The following is a 21774-nucleotide window of genomic DNA, read 5'->3' on the forward strand; positions in this document are numbered from 1 at the left end:
TGATGTCCGGGTTTAGTAGACCACTACACACTACAAATTTAGTGCCAAAGGAATAATAAGCCCGCTAAAGCGGGCCTATTTTACATCTTATCATTAGAAAAATAGAGCATTTCTAAATTTCCTTTATCTCCACATCTCCCCAGTCTCTTTCTTTAGTGATATGGGGATATACTGAGCAGCTATTTTATCTGGGAATTCCAACTTTTGGTTGGAACCCACATATAGCTCTCCAGTCGCATCATAGTAACAAAATGCCAAAGCCACTCCATTTTCATTAAACACCCAATAGCGTTCCGTACCTGAGTGTGTACGAGATGCATCAGTCTCAATAAAATGCTCTTTTTCTAAGTATTTTAAAACCTCAGTATATTTAATTTTGCATCGACCAAAACAATTGACAATTCCAGTTTTCCCTTTCCAAATTATTTTAATCATATTTTACCCCTCAAAATTAACAGTTAACTTTCGTTACAGTACAGGAAATAATGGCTTGATCATCAACAGTTTTAACATCTGGGTTATGTCCATTACCTGACCAGGTAGGTTTACCCGGCACATGTCCCCTGTCCGGTGTTGCAGGAGTAGTAAATTCAAAGCCTTTTGCATTAGCGGGTAACGGTCCTTCATAAGCCTGTACTTTTGGAATATCACTTGCAAAAGTGTTTCTTGGTGCATTCCCCCTAAGTTCACCACTCTTAGCAATTGCTTCAATACTCTCCTTAGGGTCTCCCAGACGGTGGTAAACCCGCTCCGAACCTTTTGTTGCCTCTGTCGCCTCTACAGTTCTTGTGGCCTTTGGGGCCTTTAGGGTTTTCGTAGGTTTCCCCAGTCCCCTCAAGTCACTAAACTCCCCATCATTAAACTCCGTACCAAGCAATACATCTGAAGCAGCACCAAGCTTATCTCCAAAACCCGCTTTGCCATCAAGGAATATTGTATTCAGGTCGTCCGCAACCCCTACTAACTCATCAAGACCAACCTCTTTTAAAGACTTGGCATCCAGTTTTCCGGTCTTACGGAATTGCCTGTAAGCTTTAAATGCTAGTTTTGCAGCAGTCACAGCCAGCTTAACTACTGACTCCCCATTAGGATCCACATAATTAATTGGATTATTTCGCGCATAGCGATAAGGTGTCCAACGCTGCGGATCCGTAAAACGCCCCGAGTGGTTTAGCACCGGATCCGGGCTGATAAAGGTACCAAAGTCAGACTGCAGGTAGCGGCGCTCGAAGTAACCTAACCCCGTAGATTCATCCAGCTCTTTACCCGCATAGCGGTAAGGTGCTGCGGTACTATCGCCGAAGATATTTTCCAGCTCGCCGTAAGACTTATAGGTAAAGGCATTAACGATCTTGCCAGCCTTATCCAGAGTCAGGTCGGTAGAACCCACGTGTGTGTGCAGGTAATACTCAGTCGGCGTGAACACTTCTCCACTCTGGTCACTGCGGGCAATACGTTTCTGGCCAACACTGATGTACTTCAGTAATTTGCCATCACGTACTTCACTATCTCCGTCAATATACAGGGTGACACTGCGGGCTCCGCCTGCACGTTCGGTGATTTTAAAGCGGCGCTGGTGTTTAAAGTCATAACCGTACTGGTCAGCGGCTTGCTGATTACCGGCGTAAGTCAGGCGCTGGTCGTGGTCCCAGTGGTAGGTCTGGTCACCGGCTTGCGTACGATTACCGTTGTCATCGTATTCAATCAGGCCTTCAGCCCAGCTCAACGCTTGGGGTCCGGGCAGGCTGCCACGGCTGCTGCGGTTGGAAGCGCCAGTGTTGCCATTGTCATGGCTGCCGCCGTAACGCAGATCTGTAATCTGGGTATTCCCAGCGGTGGCCATATCTACCAGGTCGACGCTCGCGCGACCCACTTGCAACAGGTTGCCAATTTTGTCGTAGCTGTAATAAACCTGCTCGATATCGTCGGCAACACCGGTCAGGCGATAAACATCGTCGTAGCTGTAGACAATATTTTTTGCCAGGAAGGCTGCCTGGGCACTGGTTGCGCCGAGTTCGGCAGCCATTGCGGCGAGAGCGTCGCTGGGGCGTTTATCGTCGATGCCGAGTACATTAGAGACGGCATCAAAACGGTAATCCCACTGTTGCAGTGACAGGGCATCCCCGCTGCGTTGGGTGCGCAAGCCAGCCAGTCGCTGGCGCTCGTCAAAGCCCCAATCAGTTTCAACACCATTGGCCAGCCCTTGGTGCTGCAAAACCCCATTGGCGGTATAGTCCAGGCGCTCTACCACTCCCGGGATGCGCTCGAGTAAACCGCGGGTGTTGTATTCGAAGTTCACCCGGCTATTGTCGGGGTAGAACTGCTGTGTCATACGCCCGGCGCTGTCGTAGGCGAAGCGCGTGGTGTAGAGGGGGCTGTTAATTTGCGGGCCGATGATCTTGCGCTGGCGCTGAACCACTCGGCCGCGTGCGTCATAACTCCATTGCTCGAAGCCGGCTTGGTCGGTCACTTTGGCCAGGCGCCCAAGCAGGAAGGCACTGTCCTCTTCTTCGCGCTGGTCGTACTGGTAGCTGACTACCGGTGAAGTAGAGCCCAGTTGTAAGTTTGGTTGCCAATTTGCGCCGGTAGGAGATTCTCCCCGTGGTGACAGATGGTACTCCGCAAAAATACGGTTGGCGCCATCGTAGCGATAGTGCCGCTCCTGCCCCAGGGCATCGCGGGTGGCCAGCAGGTTGCCAGCATCGTCAAAGTACTGCCAGCGCTGTCCGCGGTTGGGGTCGTCCAAGAAGCGCATGCGCCCCAGGTCGTCGTAGTGCATGGTGCGCACATTATTTTGCGCATCCTGCAGGCGGGTAAAATTACCATTGAGGTCGTAGTCGTAATAGGTGGACCAGGTGGCACCACCGATGCCGCCCTGGGTATTGGCTCCAACAATTTCATCGACTTGCCTCAGTCGATATTCGCCCTGCGCCGTTTGCAGGCCATCAAACACCAGTTTTTTGGCGGCGCCATGGTGAACACTGTTCGCACGGGTTTGCTCTTCATCTTCCAGCACCTGTGCCATAGGCAAATAGGTGATGCGATTGAAGACACTTTCCCCACTTTGCGCGGTATAGGGCTGATAAACCTCCTGGGTACGCCCTTGGGCGTCGTAAAGATATTGTCGGTGGTGCTGGCCTTTATCATTGGCGCGGTAGGCGAGACCCTGGGCAAAGTAAGGCAGCGCGGTCTGTACTACCTGGCCCCGCGCATTAAAGTTACTGTGATCGCTAACTACAACCTGTCCCGGCTGCTCGGCTTCACTACGCACCATCAGGGTACGACCCAGGCCGTCGTAAAAACGGCGGCTGTCGATGGTACCGTTAGCACCACTCCGCTCACGCTGGCGAGTCTCTACCCAGCTGATACGGTGACCATCTACCATCTGCGCCAGCTGGTAATCGTACTCGACCGTGGGGAGTTGCAGGCTATCCCCCGCTTCGGCCACTGCGGTGAGGCGCCCGTGGCTGTCGTAGTCATATTGAGTCTGCTGTCCGTTAAAGTCGGTGTAGTCGGTAAGTACACCCAGACCTTTGTCGTAGCTCGCACTAGCGGTGAGCCAGCGGCTGCCGGTATGCAAGCCCACTTCTGTTGGGAAGGTGTGATATTGCGAGTCGTAAGTGACTTTGGTTTGGTGGCCTGTGTTGGAGTCCCACAGGGGGTCATAACTTTGAATACGGTTGCCAAAGGTGTCGTAGACATGGCGCTCTGCAGCAACATAGGCATCTGCACTCTCAGCATCGTGCCAGAGTCGACGCAGGGTCAGGTTGCCCTTGGAGACCGCGCCTAAATTACCAGCAGAGAAACTTTCATCATCGTAGAACCACTGCTCTTTGGCCACAGCGCGGCCCGACAGGTCGGTAACCTTGCGCTCTAGCGGTAGGTGCAGGAACCAGTGGCCCTGTGCAGAGGCGGATTCCGCACTGAAGCGCAATTGGGTAATACGCTCATCCTGCCAGTTGCCATCGGTACGGCCCAGCTCTTTGATATAAGTGGTATTGCCGTAATTATCGTAGTCATACTCCCAGGCAAGGGTCACTGGGGTACCACTGCCCCGCTCCAGCATATGCTGCTGGCGTTCGGTCATAGCCGCAAACTCGACTTTGCGGCTTTCCTCGGCATAACCGGACAGCAGTTGGCGCAACTCCCACTGATTTTCCTCGCGCCAAAAAATTCCGCCGAAGGCATCGCGGGTTTCTATTTGTTTGATCTTGCCCTGTAGGGCTTCCTGTTCGGTGCCATCGGCTTTTTGGCCCAGGTGGAATTCGTAGCGGGTTGCCAGTGTCGGGGTACTGGCATCGCCCACGCGACGCTCTTCACTGTGTGCAAAGCCCTGGAATTCTTTATCGGCAGCATCGTAAAAGCCGTCCCAGTAATCCATCTCGGTGGTTTGCTGTTCACCACCGCGGCCATCATCCACAACAACGCGCTTAAGTACCTGCATTGCCACAGGGATACCCTGCGGCCAGGGGCTATTACCCTCGCGGTCTCTCACCATCTCCTCGACAACAGAGCCGTATTCCAGGGTTGTCAATGCACCCAGGCCATTGTCGATCGTTTTTAGCTGATTCGGTTGCTCATTGGGGAATAGCTCTGCGAAATAAAAAGTATTAGCACCGCGACCGGGGCTGTACCAAACAATATCCGTAGAGCCGTTACCATTAATATCGACCAGGCGCACCTCTTCGGGAGCAACATTGCCTTGGGCCTGGATCAGTTGTGGCTGGCTAAATTGGGCCAATTGATGTTGGTTGCTGTTCAGTCCCTGGTTAAGCCAGATGGATACATGGGTTCCATTCAGATATACCAGGTCAGCGCGGCCGTCGGCATTGATATCAGTAACACGAACATTCTTGAGGTTGTGTAACGTATCGGGACTATTGGCAAACACTACTGCGGGAGCAAAACCCTGCAGGCCACGGTTAGCGTAGTAAGCCGCGTAGCCATTGCTGACCCAAACCAGATCCGCCATGCCATCGCCGTTCATATCCCGGAGAAATACGTTGGGGTTACCCAGACGCATAGCCGAGGTGCCCACTGGCATAGGTAATTGAATAGGCTGCGACCAGCCATCGGGGTGATTTAACTGAACAACATGGGATAAAACTTTACCGCTGCTGTTCACTATCGTTGCAAAGACATCAACACGTTTGTCGTTGTTGATATCAAGCATATCCACATGGGGGCTATCAAGGGGGATTTGCAGCCCATCTATAGCGCCGCTGTACTGCCAACTATGATTATCATCCAGATGAAAATAGTGTGTACTGCCCGAACCATACTGCAGCATATTCACTGCACCATTACCGTCGATATCAGCCCAGGTGACGGCATCATAGGAAATACGGCTGGTGGAGAAAGTATTCATTTCGCGATAACTCTGCCATTGCGGCAGGCCATCTTTATCAGGACCTAAATTAAGCCAGTAAATGTCTTTATTCGGTGCCGTGTTAACAACATCTGGCAAACCATCCCGGTTAATATCCAAGAAGGCAACGTCGGGGTTATTCAGTGGTACCTGACTCGCAGCCGGCATCGGTGACATAAACACCTGATCCTGCTGGTAGTGGGTATAGCCATAGCGCACTGGTGGCAGAGTTACCGTAGATTCACCCTCGCCTGCACTGGAATGGACTTCCTGTAACAAAGAGAGGCTTTGCCATTCCGTTAGCGGCTGATAGGAAAATTCGTATTTACGTAAATGGCGCCCGGCAAATTGTGTTTCCACGCGCTGCAAGCGATAAGCGGTTTTAATCTCAAAACCCGCTTTATAATTTGTTAGGACGTCAGGGCGGTCTTCATAGTGAAACTGCACCGCCATATCGCCATTCGTATTATATTGAATCCTGTCCAGATAAATCTGAACGCCATCATCCAACTTGCGATATTGATAGTCGATACGATTGCCATGGGTATCTTCTACCGCCTCTAGATACCAGGAGAATACCGATGTGCCGTTGTTGCCACTGACTCGGCTATTAGAGTCTTGCCCCAAATACCAACGCAGGCCGTTGGATTGAGTCACCAGCCAACCCTTCGACAGACGCTCGTAGCGAGCAAAATCGCTGGCATTTTTGGTGCGATAAACACCGTCTTCCACCAGAACTAATTCTTCGCCCAGGTGATTGATAAACGTATCAAACTCATCAAACTCATCAGTGCGACCATCGCGGTCGTTATCCTGCCGATCAGCCTGGCCCCACTCTGAATAATTAGGCAGGCCCTTGTCGGTTTGACGCTGGATATAGGGAATAACCAGTTTATGCCCCAGTCCCAATAGCCCGTTACCAAACCCGCTGTTGTATTCCAGTGATACATCCGGAGCCAGTCCATTACGCCCAGGGGGCACAGCCAAGTTCACTAGGCGCGAACTAGTGCCGGTATTTAAATTAGGGGTGAAAGCCTCACCGAGCCCGGAGATACTGCCCGGGCCTGTCGGCAGATTGAGAACGGGTGCTTGCAAAGCGGTGTGTTCATTGGCGGCAACAGCAGCCGTAGATGACACAACCATGCAGCAAGAAAGCAATAAATTGCGTAGCATAAGCATCCTTGTTTTTAAAATCAGTGTTTCCTCAAAAAACACTTTAAAGACTCGTAGTATTTATCGATAGACTCCAGCGTGAGTCATGCTGTAAAAAATAATCTTCAATAAAGACGACAACCCAGCAGTATGATTACTGCTGGGTTGTCGAATTAATACTCTAATTATTAGGCATTAAAAAAGAGAGTTAGTGGACTACCGGCTCGCTCAGTAGTAACAGTGGACCAATATCATCATCACCACAGGTATCAATGTTTCTCGATTTGAAGCGATGATTAAAGATCAGCTCAACATCTTTAACCGCGTTGAGATCCACCAGCGAACCAAAGCGGTCTGCCAATTTAATTGACAAGCGCCAGCCAGTAGCAGCGACACTACGCTCTTTAAAGACGCTAGTCATTGAAGAGCTGGAACCTGTGCCACTATTAAACGCATCCAAGTTCGCAGTCATGGATACACGGTAGCTACTACGGAAGGCCAGATTAGTTCTATCAGTAGTATCCCAGAATCGAGGTGTATGGGTGATAAATTCGTCTTGAATACCAACACCGTCCGCATTTTCTACCAGGGTTCCCGGAGTTTTATTGCGCAAGAAGCTGGTACCACCATAGGTTAGGTAGGCCGGAGTTTCTGTTTCACCACTGACGTTGTGTAGCAGAGGAATATTAAGTCCTACAGTTTCGATTTTATCCAGGTAATTTCCGCCGGTTGCCAAGCAGGCAAGATCTCCATTACCCGCAATAACTGGACCCAAGAAGAAATTACTGCGCGGTAATTCTTTCACCGTACTAAATTCCACCGTTACCCAGGTATCACTTCCATAAGTACGCGACAACAGACGCAGTTTCTCTTGGAAGGCTTGCTGCGGACTTAAACGAGGCCCCCCTTGTTGGGCGGGGTCTGGATGTTGGTAGGTCTGTGCAATACCGTTGATATCATCTACATAACCAAACACATCGTCCTTCAACGAGAAGGTATCCGTCGCCTGCTGAGTCCCGTTAAGGCTGCCTAACTGATCAAAAGCCAGCATTTCACTGTAGAAATCTCTCAGCTCCTCAGCATTGCGCAAGCGGAAAATATCTTCCTTCCTTGAACCCGTGATCGAGCCAATAAAAGATTCCTGCCATTTATACTCCAGCGCACTGGCCGCGTAGAACAACCACTTCTGCGCTTCCTCAAAATGACGCTCCGCACGCAACATTTCTGTAGTCAGACGGCTGACGTGAATCGGATCGGCAAAATAGCGCTCAGCTAGATTACTGTTGGTGGTGAACATCTGGTTGAGAACCCGCTGTGCCTGATTCAGCATGCCAACCAATCGCTCCATTTCTTGCTCTACAGTCGCTTCCGCCTGAGCGATATCCAGAGCGATGGTATTGGCTTCCAGCCACATGGTGCGTACACGCGCTCGGCTTTCCACATCCAGCAGTTTATTGCTGCTGTCATTCAGTTTGGCTCGCTCTTCTGCGCCCAAACGAATGCTCATTGCTTCCAGCTTACCAATATCTTTGATACTTCTAATATTGCGATGAGCTTCCGCGACAAAGTTCACTCCTTCCTGAAGCAAAGAGGTATTGCCGGTATAGATGGCTAGTACCGTACCGGCCACTGTTTTTAAATAACCATGCCGCTGCCTGGACTTAGCTTCCTCTTTACGAATCTTGGCGATCTGCTTCGAAATGGATTCCTGCTTGGAGCCATAATCCAGGATGATCTTCGACATGCCATCGACGATTCCCTCTTCCTCCGCGCGTCGCTCGATTTCGATTTCGATTGCACTCAGCAAATCGTCCATGCGCTGCAGGTTGTTGCTCAGTGCAATTTGTGCAAGTTCAATATTATTTGCCTGCAACGCAATTTCACTACCTTGCTGCGCAGAATCTTCCACAATAATGCAGTCTTCGCTAAAGCAGTTGCTCGGGAACTCCAGGCCCAACAGGCTGTACAGCCAGTTGCCCAACTGCTGGTGGCGGTCGGTATATTCCGTGGCCAGCTTGTCGGCACTGTGGCGATAGTTCTCGTAGCTGGTTTTTGCGGCGGCGAGACTATTCTGTGCGGCGGCAATAGGGCCACTGCTGTCATTACCTAGGAAGTCACTCAGTGCATTGAAGGAATCAAACACTGTGTTGCCATCGATACCGTAACCCTGTACCAGCAACACTGAGTCCTGTGGCAGGCCCAGAATATTGGTTTCGCCCGTGAGCCAGCTCACGGAGTTTTCCAAATCGCTGAGGTGGCTTTGCCATGCATACACCGCTTCAGGCAGACCAGAGAAACCCTGCACCTGGGTAAAGTCGGTATTCGGGAAGATCGTACGCAATGATTGCTCTTTAGCAATCAACTCGCTGCGCAGCGTATTCATCTCGTCAACCATTTGTGCCAGCAGGGTGGTATTGGTCTGTCCGGCAACGACGGCCAGACGCGCTTGCTGCACTTTAGTAGAAGCCAATTTGCTCATCAGCTGATAGAGCATGGTGACATCTTTGTAACCGGTGAACAGTAATTCTGCTGGGGTTACATCTTTTTGTGCCAGGTCGTTGGGGTCGTAGTAGCGGGGGCTAATTTGACCACGGGAGGGACCCCATTGTGCTAAAAACTCCGGTGCATAGGTCAGCAGGGAGTTGTACTGCTCCAGGGCATCCTTCAACAACTGGTGTGCAGTTTCTATATGGCCAACTTCGACCTCTACCGCTTCGTTACGCAGGCGGCTAATACGGGCATTATCCAGGGCTTCATTAGCCAGGATCATTTCCGCTACCGCGCGATCGTAGTAAACATCCAGCGTGAAACGCTGCAGGTTTTCATTGTTGGGATGATGAGTGAGCTGCTCAAAAATAAACGCTTCTACCTCTGTAGCGCGGTTACGTTCGGCAGTGTCATATAGGCTGGAAAATTCAACCGTGGCTTCACCACTCGCATAAGGGTTAATCACCGTATTGGTGTTGGTATCAACGATATACATCAGGTCCAGGTAGCGGAAGGCCGCTCTATCCCGGGAGAAAATACCCTGGGCAGGATTTTCCTGGGCCGCAGGTACCTGATCGGCTTCGTTGTAGTACAGCTGCTTGCGAATCTGTACCGTGGGATCCAGCTCCATCGTTACCGTGAAGGTATTACTAAAGTCGGAAGAGCCCGCTTTGTTCACGGCCTGTACACGATAATCGTGCGTACCGAATACTAATGGAGAGGCATTGTATTTATAGCTATTGCCAGCACCGTTATACACGGTTTTCCAGCTGCCATTATTAATACGTTGCTGCAGCAGATAACTATCAGTTTCGGCAACTGATGGCCAGCTCACAGTATAAGCTTCACCGGTAGAGGAAGGCACAGTGATATAGCTCGGCGCTGCTGGCGCTTGTAGTAAATCTACGGTGGCACAGGCTTCCGGTGAATAGTTGGACTGATCGGTTGAGGTCAGTGCACGTACCCGGTAGCAGTGGCGCCCGTCTTGCAAGTTACTCAGCTGGTAGCTGCGTGCAGTGCCGCGATAAAGCTGCTTATTTGCACTGTCTACCACTTGATATTCAACGGTGAGACCGCCTTTATCAATTTCTGTCCAGCTTAGTTTTACTTTGCCATCCCAGCTGCTAGTGGGTGCTGCTGACAGTACCGGTATACCAACAACACGATCCACTATAACGCTGACCGGTGAAGAGTAGTTGGAGCAGGTGCCTTTAACATTACAAGCGCGCACCTTATAGCTGTAGGTACCATTGCTAATGTCAGTAAAACTCTTGCTCAGGTCAGAACCATCGTAAACAGAGGAGCCATTGCCATCTACAACCTGGTAGCTGGTGGCAAACTGCTCAGCGTCCCAATTAAGCTCATATTTACCATCGAGGCTGGTGCCCGGATTTAATTTTGGTGACGGTACACCTGGACGGAAATAGACCTCCTGATCTCCGCTTTCCCGATAACCAGAGCAAGTAGAATTACAGGCACGCACTCTGTATTGATAGGTACTGCCATGTACCAGAGAGGAGACCGTTTTACTGGTAGAGGAGCCTGAATAAATACCAGACCAGCTACCATTATCTCTACGCTGCTGCAACTCATAGCGCGTAGCTGTACTACTGGCAGACCAGCTGAGGTTTGCACTGCTGGAAGAAGTATAGCTGGGAACGCTGATAGAAGATGGTGTTGACGGTGTCTTCTCTACCTTCAGGGTTCCACCCGTTTTATAACCACTGCACATACTAATAGTACAGGCCCGTACACGATACTGGTAATTACCGTTAGATTTACCGCTTTCACTAAAGCTGGTCCCCGAAGAATTATAAACTCGGCTCCAGGCACCCCCGTTTATACTGCGGTAAAGTTCGTAGCGACTGGCAGCAGCACTGGAGGACCAGCTAATAGAATATGAGCCATCACTATCAAAAGCCGGATAATTTATAGATCCAGGCGTAGTAGTAACTGCTGCTGAGCCACATATCTTCTTTCTTTCCGATTTCCCCATTTTTTGTGTTGTAAAGACACCGGTAGGACCAAACGCCTCGTAACAGAATTCATAATTAACACCTGTTGTCAAGCTAACAACATGAGAACCTGCCACTGAAGCATTAAGACTCAAGTATGTGGTGATTCCATTTCTAATTTGCTTAATGCTATTTGATTCCCTCTTTATTTCCGTAGATCCAGCAGAGTACGGTTTCCAGCTCAAGGTTACTTTTTGGTTTGAATAACTAACATTAAAATAATCAGGTAAATCAACTGTGCAATATTCTACAGGAATGGCACCTGGTTCCGGCGGCTCAATCTGACAAGCTGCCGAGGCCCCTCCTGAAAAACCAAGTAAAACCGCTGCTGCGGTAGCAGTTTTAGCTAAAGACATTAAGTTTTTCATCTTATTAAATCCACAAGCGCTTTTGATATTAAAAAACTCTATGAACATTAAAATCATTTGGGATAATTTCTTTAGATATACTACTAAATTTATCACCCCTAATTTCAGACGCCACTAGAGTAATAATTTAATTTTTATAAGTTTGTATATTTCAAATTATTGAATCTTAAAAATAAATTACGGTAAAAAAATGAGCTCCCCACTTTAGAGTAGGGATCTCACTAATGAACTGATAAAACTAATGCACTACTGGTTCCTGCAGTAACAACAGTGGGCCACCGCCATTACCACCGCCGCAGGTATCAATGTTTCTTGACTTGAAACGATGATTGAAGATCAACTCAACATCTTTAACCGCATCAAGATCTACCAGCAAACCAAAACGATCTGCCAATTTAATTGACAAGCGCCAGCCCGTAGTGGCAACACTGCGCTCTTTAAATGCACTGGTAACTGTAGAGCTGGACCCCATACCACTATTAAACATATCCAGATTTGCAGCCATAGATACACGATAGCTATTGCGGAACCCCAAGCCAGTTCCCTCTACAGCATCCCAAAAGCGAGTAGTATGAGTAATCAATTCGTCTTTGATGCCTACATCATCTGCCGTCTCCACCAGAGTACCCGGCGTTTTACTGCGCAGGAAGCTGGTACCACCATAAGTTAGGAATGCAGGTGTTTCAGTTTCACCGCTGACGTTGTATAGCAATGGGATATTGAGCCCGATAGTCTCAATTTTATCCAGGTAATTACCACCTGTGGCCAGACAAGACAGATCACCGTTATCTGCAATAACCGGGCCCAGGAAGAAGTTACTACGCGGTAACTCTTTCACAGAACTAAACTCTACGGTTAACCAGACATCAGTACCGAAAGAGCGTGAAAGTAAACGTAATTTCTCCTGAAAAGCATCCTGCGGACTCAACTCCTGTCCACCTTGCTGATCAGGATCTGGGTGCGTATAGGTTTGTGGAATACCATTAATATGATCCACGTAGCCGAACACATCATCCTTCAAAGAGAAAGTATCGGTTGCCTGCTCTATGCTCCCTAAGTTATGTAACTGATCAAAAGATGCCAATTCACTGAAGAAATCTCTCAGCTCCTCAGTATTGCGCAACTGGAAAATAGCTTCTTTTCTAGAACCACTAACCGGGCCGATGAAAGATTCCTGCCACTTGTATTCCAGCGCACTGGCGGTATAGAACAACCATTTCTGCGCTTCTTCAAAGTGACGTTCCGCACGCAGCATCTCTGTGGTCAGGCGACTGGCGTGAATCGGGTCGGCAAAATAGCGATCGGCCAAGTTGGCGTTGGTGGTGAACATCTGGTTCATAACCCGCTGAGCTTGGCTTAACATGCCAACCAATCGCTCCATTTCTTGCTCAACTGTCGCTTCCGCTTGAGCAATATCCAGGGCAATAGTATTTACCTCCAGCCACATGGTGCGTACCCGCGCGCGGCTTTCCACATCCAGAAGTTTATTGGTGCTGTCATTCAGCTTGGCACGCTCTTCCGCCGCCAGACGAATACTCATAGCCTCCAACTTACCAATATCTTTAATACTTCTAATATTGCGGTGAGCTTCTGTAACATAGTTCACCCCCTCCTGAAGCAAAGCTGTATTGCCCGTATAGATAGCAAGCACCGTACCAGCCACTGCTTTTAGATAACCATGACGCTGCCTGGATTTTGCCTCCTCTTTACGAACCTTGGCGATTTGCTTCGAAATGGATTCTTGCTTGGAGCCATAATCCAGGATGATCTTCGACATGCCATCGACGATACCCTCTTCCTCCGCACGTCGCTCAATTTCGATTTCAATCGCACTCAGCAGGTTTTCCATACGCTGCAGGTTGTTACTCAGCGCAATTTCCGCGAGCTCGATGTTATTCGCCTGTAGCGCAATTTCACTACCTTGCTGCGCGGACTCTTCAATAATGATGCAGTCTTGGTTAAAACAATTGCTTGGGAATTCCAGGCCCAGCAAGCTGTACAACCAATTGCCCAGTTGCTGGTGGCGATCGGTATATTCCGTAGCCAGCTTGTCAGCGCTGTGACGATAGTTCTCATAGCTGGTTTTCGCAGCTACCAAACTGTTTTGCGCTGTGGCAATAGGGCCACTGCTGTCATTACCAAGGAAGTCTCTCAGTGCATCGAAGGAGTCAAACACGGTGTTGCCATCAATACCGTAGCCTTGTACCAGCAACACAGCATCCTGGGGCAGACCCAGAATATTGGTTTCGCCCGTGAGCCAGCTCACGGAGTTTTCCAAATCGCTGAGGTGGCTTTGCCATGCATACACCGCTTCAGGCAGACCAGAGAAACCCTGCACCTGGGTAAAGTCGGTATTCGGGAAGATCGTACGCAATGATTGCTCTTTAGCAATCAACTCGCTGCGCAGCGTATTCATCTCGTCAACCATTTGTGCCAGCAGGGTGGTATTGGTCTGTCCGGCAACGACGGCCAGACGCGCTTGCTGCACTTTAGTAGAAGCCAATTTGCTCATCAGCTGATAGAGCATGGTGACATCTTTGTAACCGGTGAACAGTAATTCTGCTGGGGTTACATCTTTTTGTGCCAGGTCGTTGGGGTCGTAGTAGCGGGGGCTAATTTGACCACGGGAGGGACCCCATTGTGCTAAAAACTCCGGTGCATAGGTCAGCAGGGAGTTGTACTGCTCCAGGGCATCCTTCAACAACTGGTGTGCAGTTTCTATATGGCCAACTTCGACCTCTACCGCTTCGTTACGCAGGCGGCTAATACGGGCATTATCCAGGGCTTCATTAGCCAGGATCATCTCCGCTACCGCGCGATCGTAGTAAACATCCAGCGTGAAACGCTGCAGGTTTTCATTGTTGGGATGATGAGTGAGCTGCTCAAAAATAAACGCTTCTACCTCTGTAGCGCGGTTACGTTCGGCAGTGTCATATAGGCTGGAAAATTCAACCGTGGCTTCACCACTCGCATAAGGGTTAATCACCGTATTGGTGTTGGTATCAACGATATACATCAGGTCCAGGTAGCGGAAGGCCGCTCTATCCCGGGAGAAAATACCCTGGGCAGGATTTTCCTGGGCCGCAGGTACCTGATCGGCTTCGTTGTAGTACAGCTGCTTGCGAATCTGTACCGTGGGATCCAGCTCCATCGTTACCGTGAAGGTATTACTAAAGTCGGAAGAGCCCGCTTTGTTCACGGCCTGTACACGATAATCGTGCGTACCGAATACTAATGGAGAGGCATTGTATTTATAGCTATTGCCAGCACCGTTATACACGGTTTTCCAGCTGCCATTATTAATACGTTGCTGCAGCAGATAACTATCAGTTTCGGCAACTGATGGCCAGCTCACAGTATAAGCTTCACCGGTAGAGGAAGGCACAGTGATATAGCTCGGCGCTGCTGGCGCTTGTAGTAAATCTACGGTGGCACAGGCTTCCGGTGAATAGTTGGACTGATCGGTTGAGGTCAGTGCACGTACCCGGTAGCAGTGGCGACCATCCTGCAAATTGCTCAGCTGGTAGCTGCGTGCAGTGCCGCGGTAAAGCTGCTTATTGGCACTATCCACCACTTGATATTCAACGGTGAGACCGCCTTTATCAATTTCTGTCCAGCTTAATTTTACTTTGCCATCCCAGCTGCTAGTGGGTGCTGCTGACAGTACCGGTATACCAACAACACGATCGACTTTAACTGTTACTAACGAGGAGTAGTTGGAGCAGGTGCCCTTGGCATTACAAGCACGAACCTTATAGCTATAAGAGCCATTGCTAACACCAGAGAAACTCTTACTTAAACCAGAACCATTGTAAACAGAGGAGCCATTACCGTCTACAACCTGGTAGCTGGTGGCAAACTGCTCAGCGTCCCAACTAAGCTCATATTTACCATCGAGACTGGTGCTCGTATTTAATTTTGGCGACGGTTCGCCAGGACGAATATAAACTTGCAGGTCGCCACTTTCCACATAGCCGGAGCACGTGGTATTACAGGCGCGTACTCTGTATCGATAGGTACTGCCATGAACCAAGAAGGAAACCGTTTTACTGGTTGCAGAGCCTGAATAAACATCTGTCCAACTGCCGTTATCCCTGCTCTGTTGCAATTCATATCGTGTGGCTGTGCTGCTGGCAGACCAGCTGATGTTGGCACTACTAGAAGAGGTATAACTGGGAACAATGATAGAAGGTGGGGTTGATGGAGTTTTCTCTACTTTGAGGGTCCCACCGGTTTTATAATCACTGCACATATTGGATGTACAGGCTCTTACGCGATATCGGTAGCTTCCATTGGATTTACCAGTTTCATTAAACTTGGTGCCAGATGAATTATAAATTCTACTCCAAGACCCCCCATTTATACTGCGCTCAAGTTCATAACGACTGGCTGCAGAACTTGATGACCAGCTAATGGAATATGAGCCATCGCTATCAAAAGTCGGATAATTTATAGTAGAAGGCGTAGAGGTAACAGCTACCTCACGGCAGGTTTCTCTGGTCATTGGACGCCCAATAAACCCAGGCCCAACCAAGCCCGCCTCCCCTTCCGCTTTATAACAAAAAGAGTAAGTACCATTGGCTGTTAAATTAACAACACGAGAACCAGTTAAAGGCGGATAGTGATCTAAAACTGTCTCTTTGCCATTAAATGTTTGAATAAGAGAGTAATCTTCATGTCTGGTTTCTCCGCTGGTGAGCGTATACTCTTTCCAGGCTAATGTCGCCTTACGATTTGAATAGCTGAGTGTGAAGCTAGATGGCAATTGAACAAAACAATCGTAAACAACATCCCCCCTGGGCCCGCCTATAGAATGCTCACCATCAATCCTACACCCAGCCTGGGCATGTTGTGGCAAGAAACTAAAAGATACAAACCCAACGGCAAATAGTGGGCCTGTCAATTTGAATATCTTTATCATGCTAAATATTAAATACTCTATTCATAAAATAACCTAACAAGCACAGCGAAATAAGCACAAAAACTTAAGCACAAGAAGGTTAAGAAGATTAACGATGCACCTCACATAATGTGAGATGCATCTATTTATAAGATTAATGAACTACAGGCTTACGTAGTAGCAACAATGGACCAGGGCCATCATCGCCACCACAGTTATCTATATTTCTTGATTTGAAGCGGTGATTAAAGATCAATTCAACATCTTTAACCGCATTGAGGTCTACCAGTGAGCCATAGCGATCTGCCAGCTTGAGCGACAAGCGCCAGCCAGTGGCGGCGACACTACGTTCTTTAAATACATTAGTCACCGTAGAACTAGAACCTGCACCACTATTAAGTACATCTAAATTAGCGGCCATAGGAACCCGATAACTATTACGGAAAGCCAAGTTGGCTTCATCAACAGTATCCCAGAATCGAGTGCTATGGGTAATAAACTCATCCTGAATACCTACGCCATCCTCACTCTCCACCAGAGTTCCTGGTGTTTTACTACGTAAAAAGCTGGTACCGCCATAAGTTAGGTAGGCTGGAGTTTCGGTTTCACCACTAACGCTAAATGCAAGGGGAATATTGAGCCCAATAGTCTCAATTTTATCCAGGTAAGATCCACCTGCAGCTAAACAACTCAGATCGTTATTGTCTGCAATAACTGGCCCCAGGAAGAAGTTACTGCGCGGTAATTCTTTCACAGTACTAAATTCCACGGTTACCCAGGTATCACTGCCGTATTTACGCGATAACATGCGCAGCTTTTCCTGCAGTGCTTGCTGCGGACTTAAACGAGGCCCCCCTTGTTGGGCAGGGTCTGGATGTTGGTAGGTCTGTGCAATACCGTTGATATCATCTACATAGCCAAACACATCATCTTTCAGCGAGAAGGTATCCGTCGCCTGCTGAGTGCCACTGAGATTGCGCAACTGATCGAAGGACAACATTTCACTATAGAAATCCCTCAATTCCTGGGCATTGCGCACTTGGAAAATATCTTCCTTTCTGGAGCCAGTGACTGAACCCACAAATGATTCTTGCCACTTGTATTCCAGGGCACTGGCCGCGTAGAACAACCACCTCTGCGCTTCCTCAAAGTGACGCTCTGCACGCAACATTTCCGTAGTCAGGCGGCTGGTATGGATCGGGTCAGCAAAATAACGCTCAGCCAGATTGGCATTAGTAGTGAACATCTGGTTCATAACCCGCTGTGCCTGATTCAGCATGCCGACTAAACGTTCTACTTCCTGCTCAACCGTAGCTTCCGCTTGGGCAATATCCAGCGCGATGGTATTTGCCTCCAGCCACATGGTACGCACGCGCGCTCGGCTTTCTACATCCAACAATTTATTGCTGCTGTCATTCAGCTTCGCTCGCTCTTCTGCACCCAAGCGAATGCTCATTGCTTCTAGCTTGCCAATATCTTTAATGCTTTTGAGATTGATATGACTAGAAACCACCTGATCGATACCTTGCTCTAGCGTGCTTGTATCTCCGGTGTAGTAGGCTTTAATTGCACCACCCACTACTTTCAGGAAACCATCGCGTTTTCTGGATTTCTCCGCTTCTTTACGAATCTTGGTGATTTGCTTAGAAATGGATTCCTGCTTGGAGCCGTAATCCAGGATGATCTTCGACATGCCGTCGACGATACCCTCTTCCTCCGCACGTCGCTCGATTTCGATTTCAATCGCACTCAGCAGGTCTTCCATACGCTGCAGGTTGTTGCTCAATGCGATTTGCGCGATATCGATATTGTTTGCCTGCAACGCAATTTCACTACCTTGCTGTGCAGACTCTTCAACAATAATGCAGTCTTTGCTGAAGCAGTTACTTGGGAACTCCAGGCCCAACAGGCTGTACAGCCAGTTGCCCAACTGCTGGTGGCGGTCGGTATATTCCGTGGCCAGCTTGTCGGCACTGTGGCGGTAGTTCTCGTAGCTGGTTTTTGCGGCGGCGAGACTATTCTGTGCGGTGGCAATAGGGCCACTGCTGTCATTACCGAGGAAGTCACTCAGTGCATTGAAGGAATCAAACACGGTGTTGCCATCGATACCGTAACCCTGTACCAGCAACACTGAGTCCTGTGGCAGGCCCAGAATATTGGTTTCGCCCGTGAGCCAGCTCACGGAGTTTTCCAAATCGCTGAGATGGGTTTGCCATGCATACACTGCTTCGGGCAGACCCGAGAAACCTTGCACCTGGGTAAAGTCGGTATTCGGGAAGATCGCACGCAATGATTGCTCTTTAGCAATCAACTCACTGCGCAGCGTATTCATCTCGTCAACCATTTGTGCCAGCAGGGTGGTATTGGTCTGTCCGGCAACGACGGCCAGACGCGCTTGCTGCACTTTAGTAGAAGCCAATTTGCTCATCAGCTGATAGAGCATGGTGACATCTTTGTAACCGGTGAACAGTAATTCTGCTGGGGTTACATCTTTTTGCGCCAGGTCGTTGGGGTCGTAGTAGCGGGGGCTAATTTGACCACGGGAGGGACCCCATTGTGCTAAAAACTCCGGTGCATAGGTCAGCAGGGAGTTGTACTGCTCCAGGGCATCCTTCAACAACTGGTGTGCAGTTTCTATATGACCAACTTCGACCTCTACCGCTTCGTTACGCAGGCGGCTAATACGGGCATTATCCAGGGCTTCATTAGCCAGGATCATTTCCGCTACCGCGCGATCGTAGTAAACATCCAGCGTGAAACGTTGCAGGTTTTCATTGTTGGGATGATGAGTGAGCTGCTCAAAAATAAACGCTTCCACATCTGTGGCACGGTTACGCTCGGCAGTGTCATACAGGCTGGAAAACTCAACCGTGGCTTCACCACTGGCATAAGGATTAATCACCGTATTGGTGTTGGTATCAACGATATACATCAGGTCCAGGTAGCGGAAGGCCGCTCTATCCCGGGAGAAAATACCCTGGGCAGGATTTTCCTGGGCCGCAGGTACCTGATCGGCTTCGTTGTAGTACAGCTGCTTGCGAATCTGTACCGTGGGATCCAGCTCCATCGTTACCGTGAAGGTATTACTAAAGTCGGAAGAGCCCGCTTTGTTCACGGCCTGTACACGATAATCGTGCGTACCGAATACTAATGGAGAGGCATTGTATTTATAGCTATTGCCAGCACCGTTATACACGGTTTTCCAGCTGCCATTATTCATACGTTGCTGCAGCAGATAACTATCAGTTTCGGCAACTGATGGCCAGCTTACGGTATACGCTTCGCCAGTAGAGGAAGGTACGGTGATATAACTAGGTGCTACGGGCGGCTTCAGCAACGCTACGGTGGCGCAGGCTTCCGGTGAATAGTTGGACTGATCTGTTGAGGTCAGTGCACGTACCCGGTAGCAGTGGCGCCCGTCTTGCAAGTTACTCAGCTGGTAGCTGCGTGCAGTGCCGCGATAAAGCTGCTTATTTGCACTGTCTACCACTTGATATTCAACGGTAAGACCGCCTTTATCAATTTCTGTCCAGCTTAGTTTTACTTTGCCATCCCAGCTACTAGTGGGTGCTGCAGACAGCACCGGTATACCAACAACACGATCCACTATAACGCTGACCGGTGAAGAGTAGTTGGAGCAGGTGCCTTTAACATTACAAGCGCGCACCTTATAGCTATAAGAGCCATTGCTAACACCAGAGAAACTCTTACTTAAACCAGAACCATTGTACAGAGTGGAGCCACTGCCATCGACCAACTGATAACTGGTGGCAAACTGCTTGGTATTCCAGCTGACAGTATATTTACCATCGAGGCTGGTGGTGGTATTTAATTTAGGTGTTGGTACGCCAGGACGGAAATAGACTTCTAAATCTTTACTTTCTCGATAGCCAGAACAAGTGGTATTACAGGCCCGTACTCTAAAGCGGTAAGTACTACCATGGCTCAGGGAAGAAACCGTTGTACTGGTAGATGAACCAGAATAAATATTGCCGGACCAACTGCCGTTATCCTTGCGCTGTTGTACCTCGTAGCGAGTAGCCCCGCTGCTGGCAGCCCAGCTGATATTAACGCTGCTAGAGGAGGTATAACTGGGAACAGTGATAGAGGTTGGGGTTGATGGAGTCAGCTCTACCTTTATGGTTCCGCCGTTCTTATAAGCACCACATAAATTCTTTGCGGTGTTACAGGCTCGTACACGATATTGGTAGTTACCACTAGAGCGGCCACTTTCATTAAAGCTAGTTCCAGAACCGTTATAAACCCTGCTCCAGGAGCCACTATTTACCCTACGGTAGAGCTCATACCGGCCTGCACCAGTACTGGAAGACCAGCTAACCTTGTAAGCCCCATCACTATCGAAAGTGCCGTAATTGATACTGGAGGGCGCTGCTGGTTGAAATATAACGTTAACGGTATGAGTACCTAACTTAACTTTTTTAAACTGATTTGCCGGACACGATGTAACCTCTTCTGGTGGAAATCCAATATCACCTACTTGGCAATACTCATGCCAGTACTCATAATAATATTTACCCGCCGAAGATACAGTTATATAAGCTCCTGAGGGATCACCATCACCTGGAGACATCAAAGAGATATTTCGGGTGTAGTTCCCATTTTTGTATTCTCTCAAATAAAGAGCCATCGTACCAAATTTAAAGGTACTCTGAGGCTGTAGAAAATACTTACCATCAATATCTATGTCCGGCCCGCTCAAGGCAGACCCATAAGCAATAGCACTGACACTTAAAACCTGCAGCACAAAAAAGTTACGAACAAAAGTCAACATGTTAAAAAACCAAACGACAGAGATCTAAACAGATCGAAAAATAAAAACCTCAACCTCAAAAACAACAGCAAATAGAAAGCTCTTCACCTTTAAAGAACCCAAAAGCAGCTACTAAAAACAACAACACATGTGACTTTCCTCCCTTAAGCACCCATCATTCCTTTAAAGACAGTTTATTGCGGAATTTCCAACAATAAAATACACGCCGAATTCTATCGACGAGCATGGATCTCTTTCAAGAAAAACACGCCAATTATTTTATTTATTTTTATTTCCATACACAGAAAAAGGATATTAATAACCTCAAAATGGTACAAATATCCTATTTAAAAACTGAGAAATAGATTTTTCTCCATTAACCTAAAAAACAAACAAGCCTAGCAAAAGCTTTTACACAAAAAAAACGAACAAAATTAAAATTTCAGAAAACCTTAAACAAATTCAATAAGAACAATTAAACACCCCACTCAAACCGACATCAAAACTTAAGAGGTTCCTGCAATTAAAAAAAACCACAATACAGAAATAATTAACCCGAACAAAAATAACTTATATTTTCAACACCCTAAAAACAAAGCAACATCAAAAAATTATATATAGAACCTTTAAACACAGAGCAGGCATCAACACTAAAGTTAATCACACTCAACCTTAAAGATTAAAAAATGTAATCTCATAAATCCTGCAATTAA

At 48.4% G+C, this 21774-nt stretch carries 5 protein-coding genes; all 5 read right to left on the reverse strand.

Annotated elements, in window-relative coordinates:
- Nucleotides 1-123: 123 nt before the first annotated feature.
- Nucleotides 124-435, reverse strand: coding sequence for a hypothetical protein (locus tag ACJJJA_RS20535; protein ID WP_444903239.1), 312 nt, complete (start codon nucleotides 433-435; stop codon nucleotides 124-126).
- Nucleotides 436-451: 16 nt separating this feature from the next.
- Complete coding sequence (locus ACJJJA_RS20540) at nucleotides 452-6541, reverse strand: toxin TcdB middle/N-terminal domain-containing protein (RefSeq protein WP_444903240.1); 6090 nt, start codon at nucleotides 6539-6541, stop codon at nucleotides 452-454.
- A 187-nt stretch (nucleotides 6542-6728) separates the two neighbouring features.
- Nucleotides 6729-11003: a fibronectin type III domain-containing protein gene (locus ACJJJA_RS20545; RefSeq protein ID WP_444925249.1), complete on the reverse strand. Its 4275-nt coding sequence runs from the start codon at nucleotides 11001-11003 to the stop codon at nucleotides 6729-6731.
- A 625-nt stretch (nucleotides 11004-11628) separates the two neighbouring features.
- A complete protein-coding gene (locus tag ACJJJA_RS20550; protein WP_444903242.1) occupies nucleotides 11629-16293 on the reverse strand; it encodes a fibronectin type III domain-containing protein in 4665 nt (1554 codons plus the stop codon).
- A 151-nt stretch (nucleotides 16294-16444) separates the two neighbouring features.
- A complete protein-coding gene (locus ACJJJA_RS20555) occupies nucleotides 16445-21082 on the reverse strand; it encodes a fibronectin type III domain-containing protein (protein WP_444903243.1) in 4638 nt (1545 codons plus the stop codon).
- Nucleotides 21083-21774: the final 692 nt, after the last annotated feature.

The sequence above is a fragment of the Microbulbifer mixtoriginis (SeqCode) genome (genome assembly GCF_052466865.1).

Bases quoted from the DNA above. Each gene is read 5' to 3' on its own strand.
- ACJJJA_RS20535 (WP_444903239.1), bottom strand. From the start codon at position 435: ATGATTAAAATAATTTGGAAAGGGAAAACTGGAATTGTCAATTGTTTT.
- ACJJJA_RS20540 (WP_444903240.1), bottom strand. From the start codon at position 6,541: ATGCTACGCAATTTATTGCTTTCTTGCTGCATGGTTGTGTCATCTACG.
- ACJJJA_RS20545 (WP_444925249.1), bottom strand. From the start codon at position 11,003: ATGGGGAAATCGGAAAGAAAGAAGATATGTGGCTCAGCAGCAGTTACT.
- ACJJJA_RS20555 (WP_444903243.1), bottom strand. From the start codon at position 21,082: ATGTTGACTTTTGTTCGTAACTTTTTTGTGCTGCAGGTTTTAAGTGTC.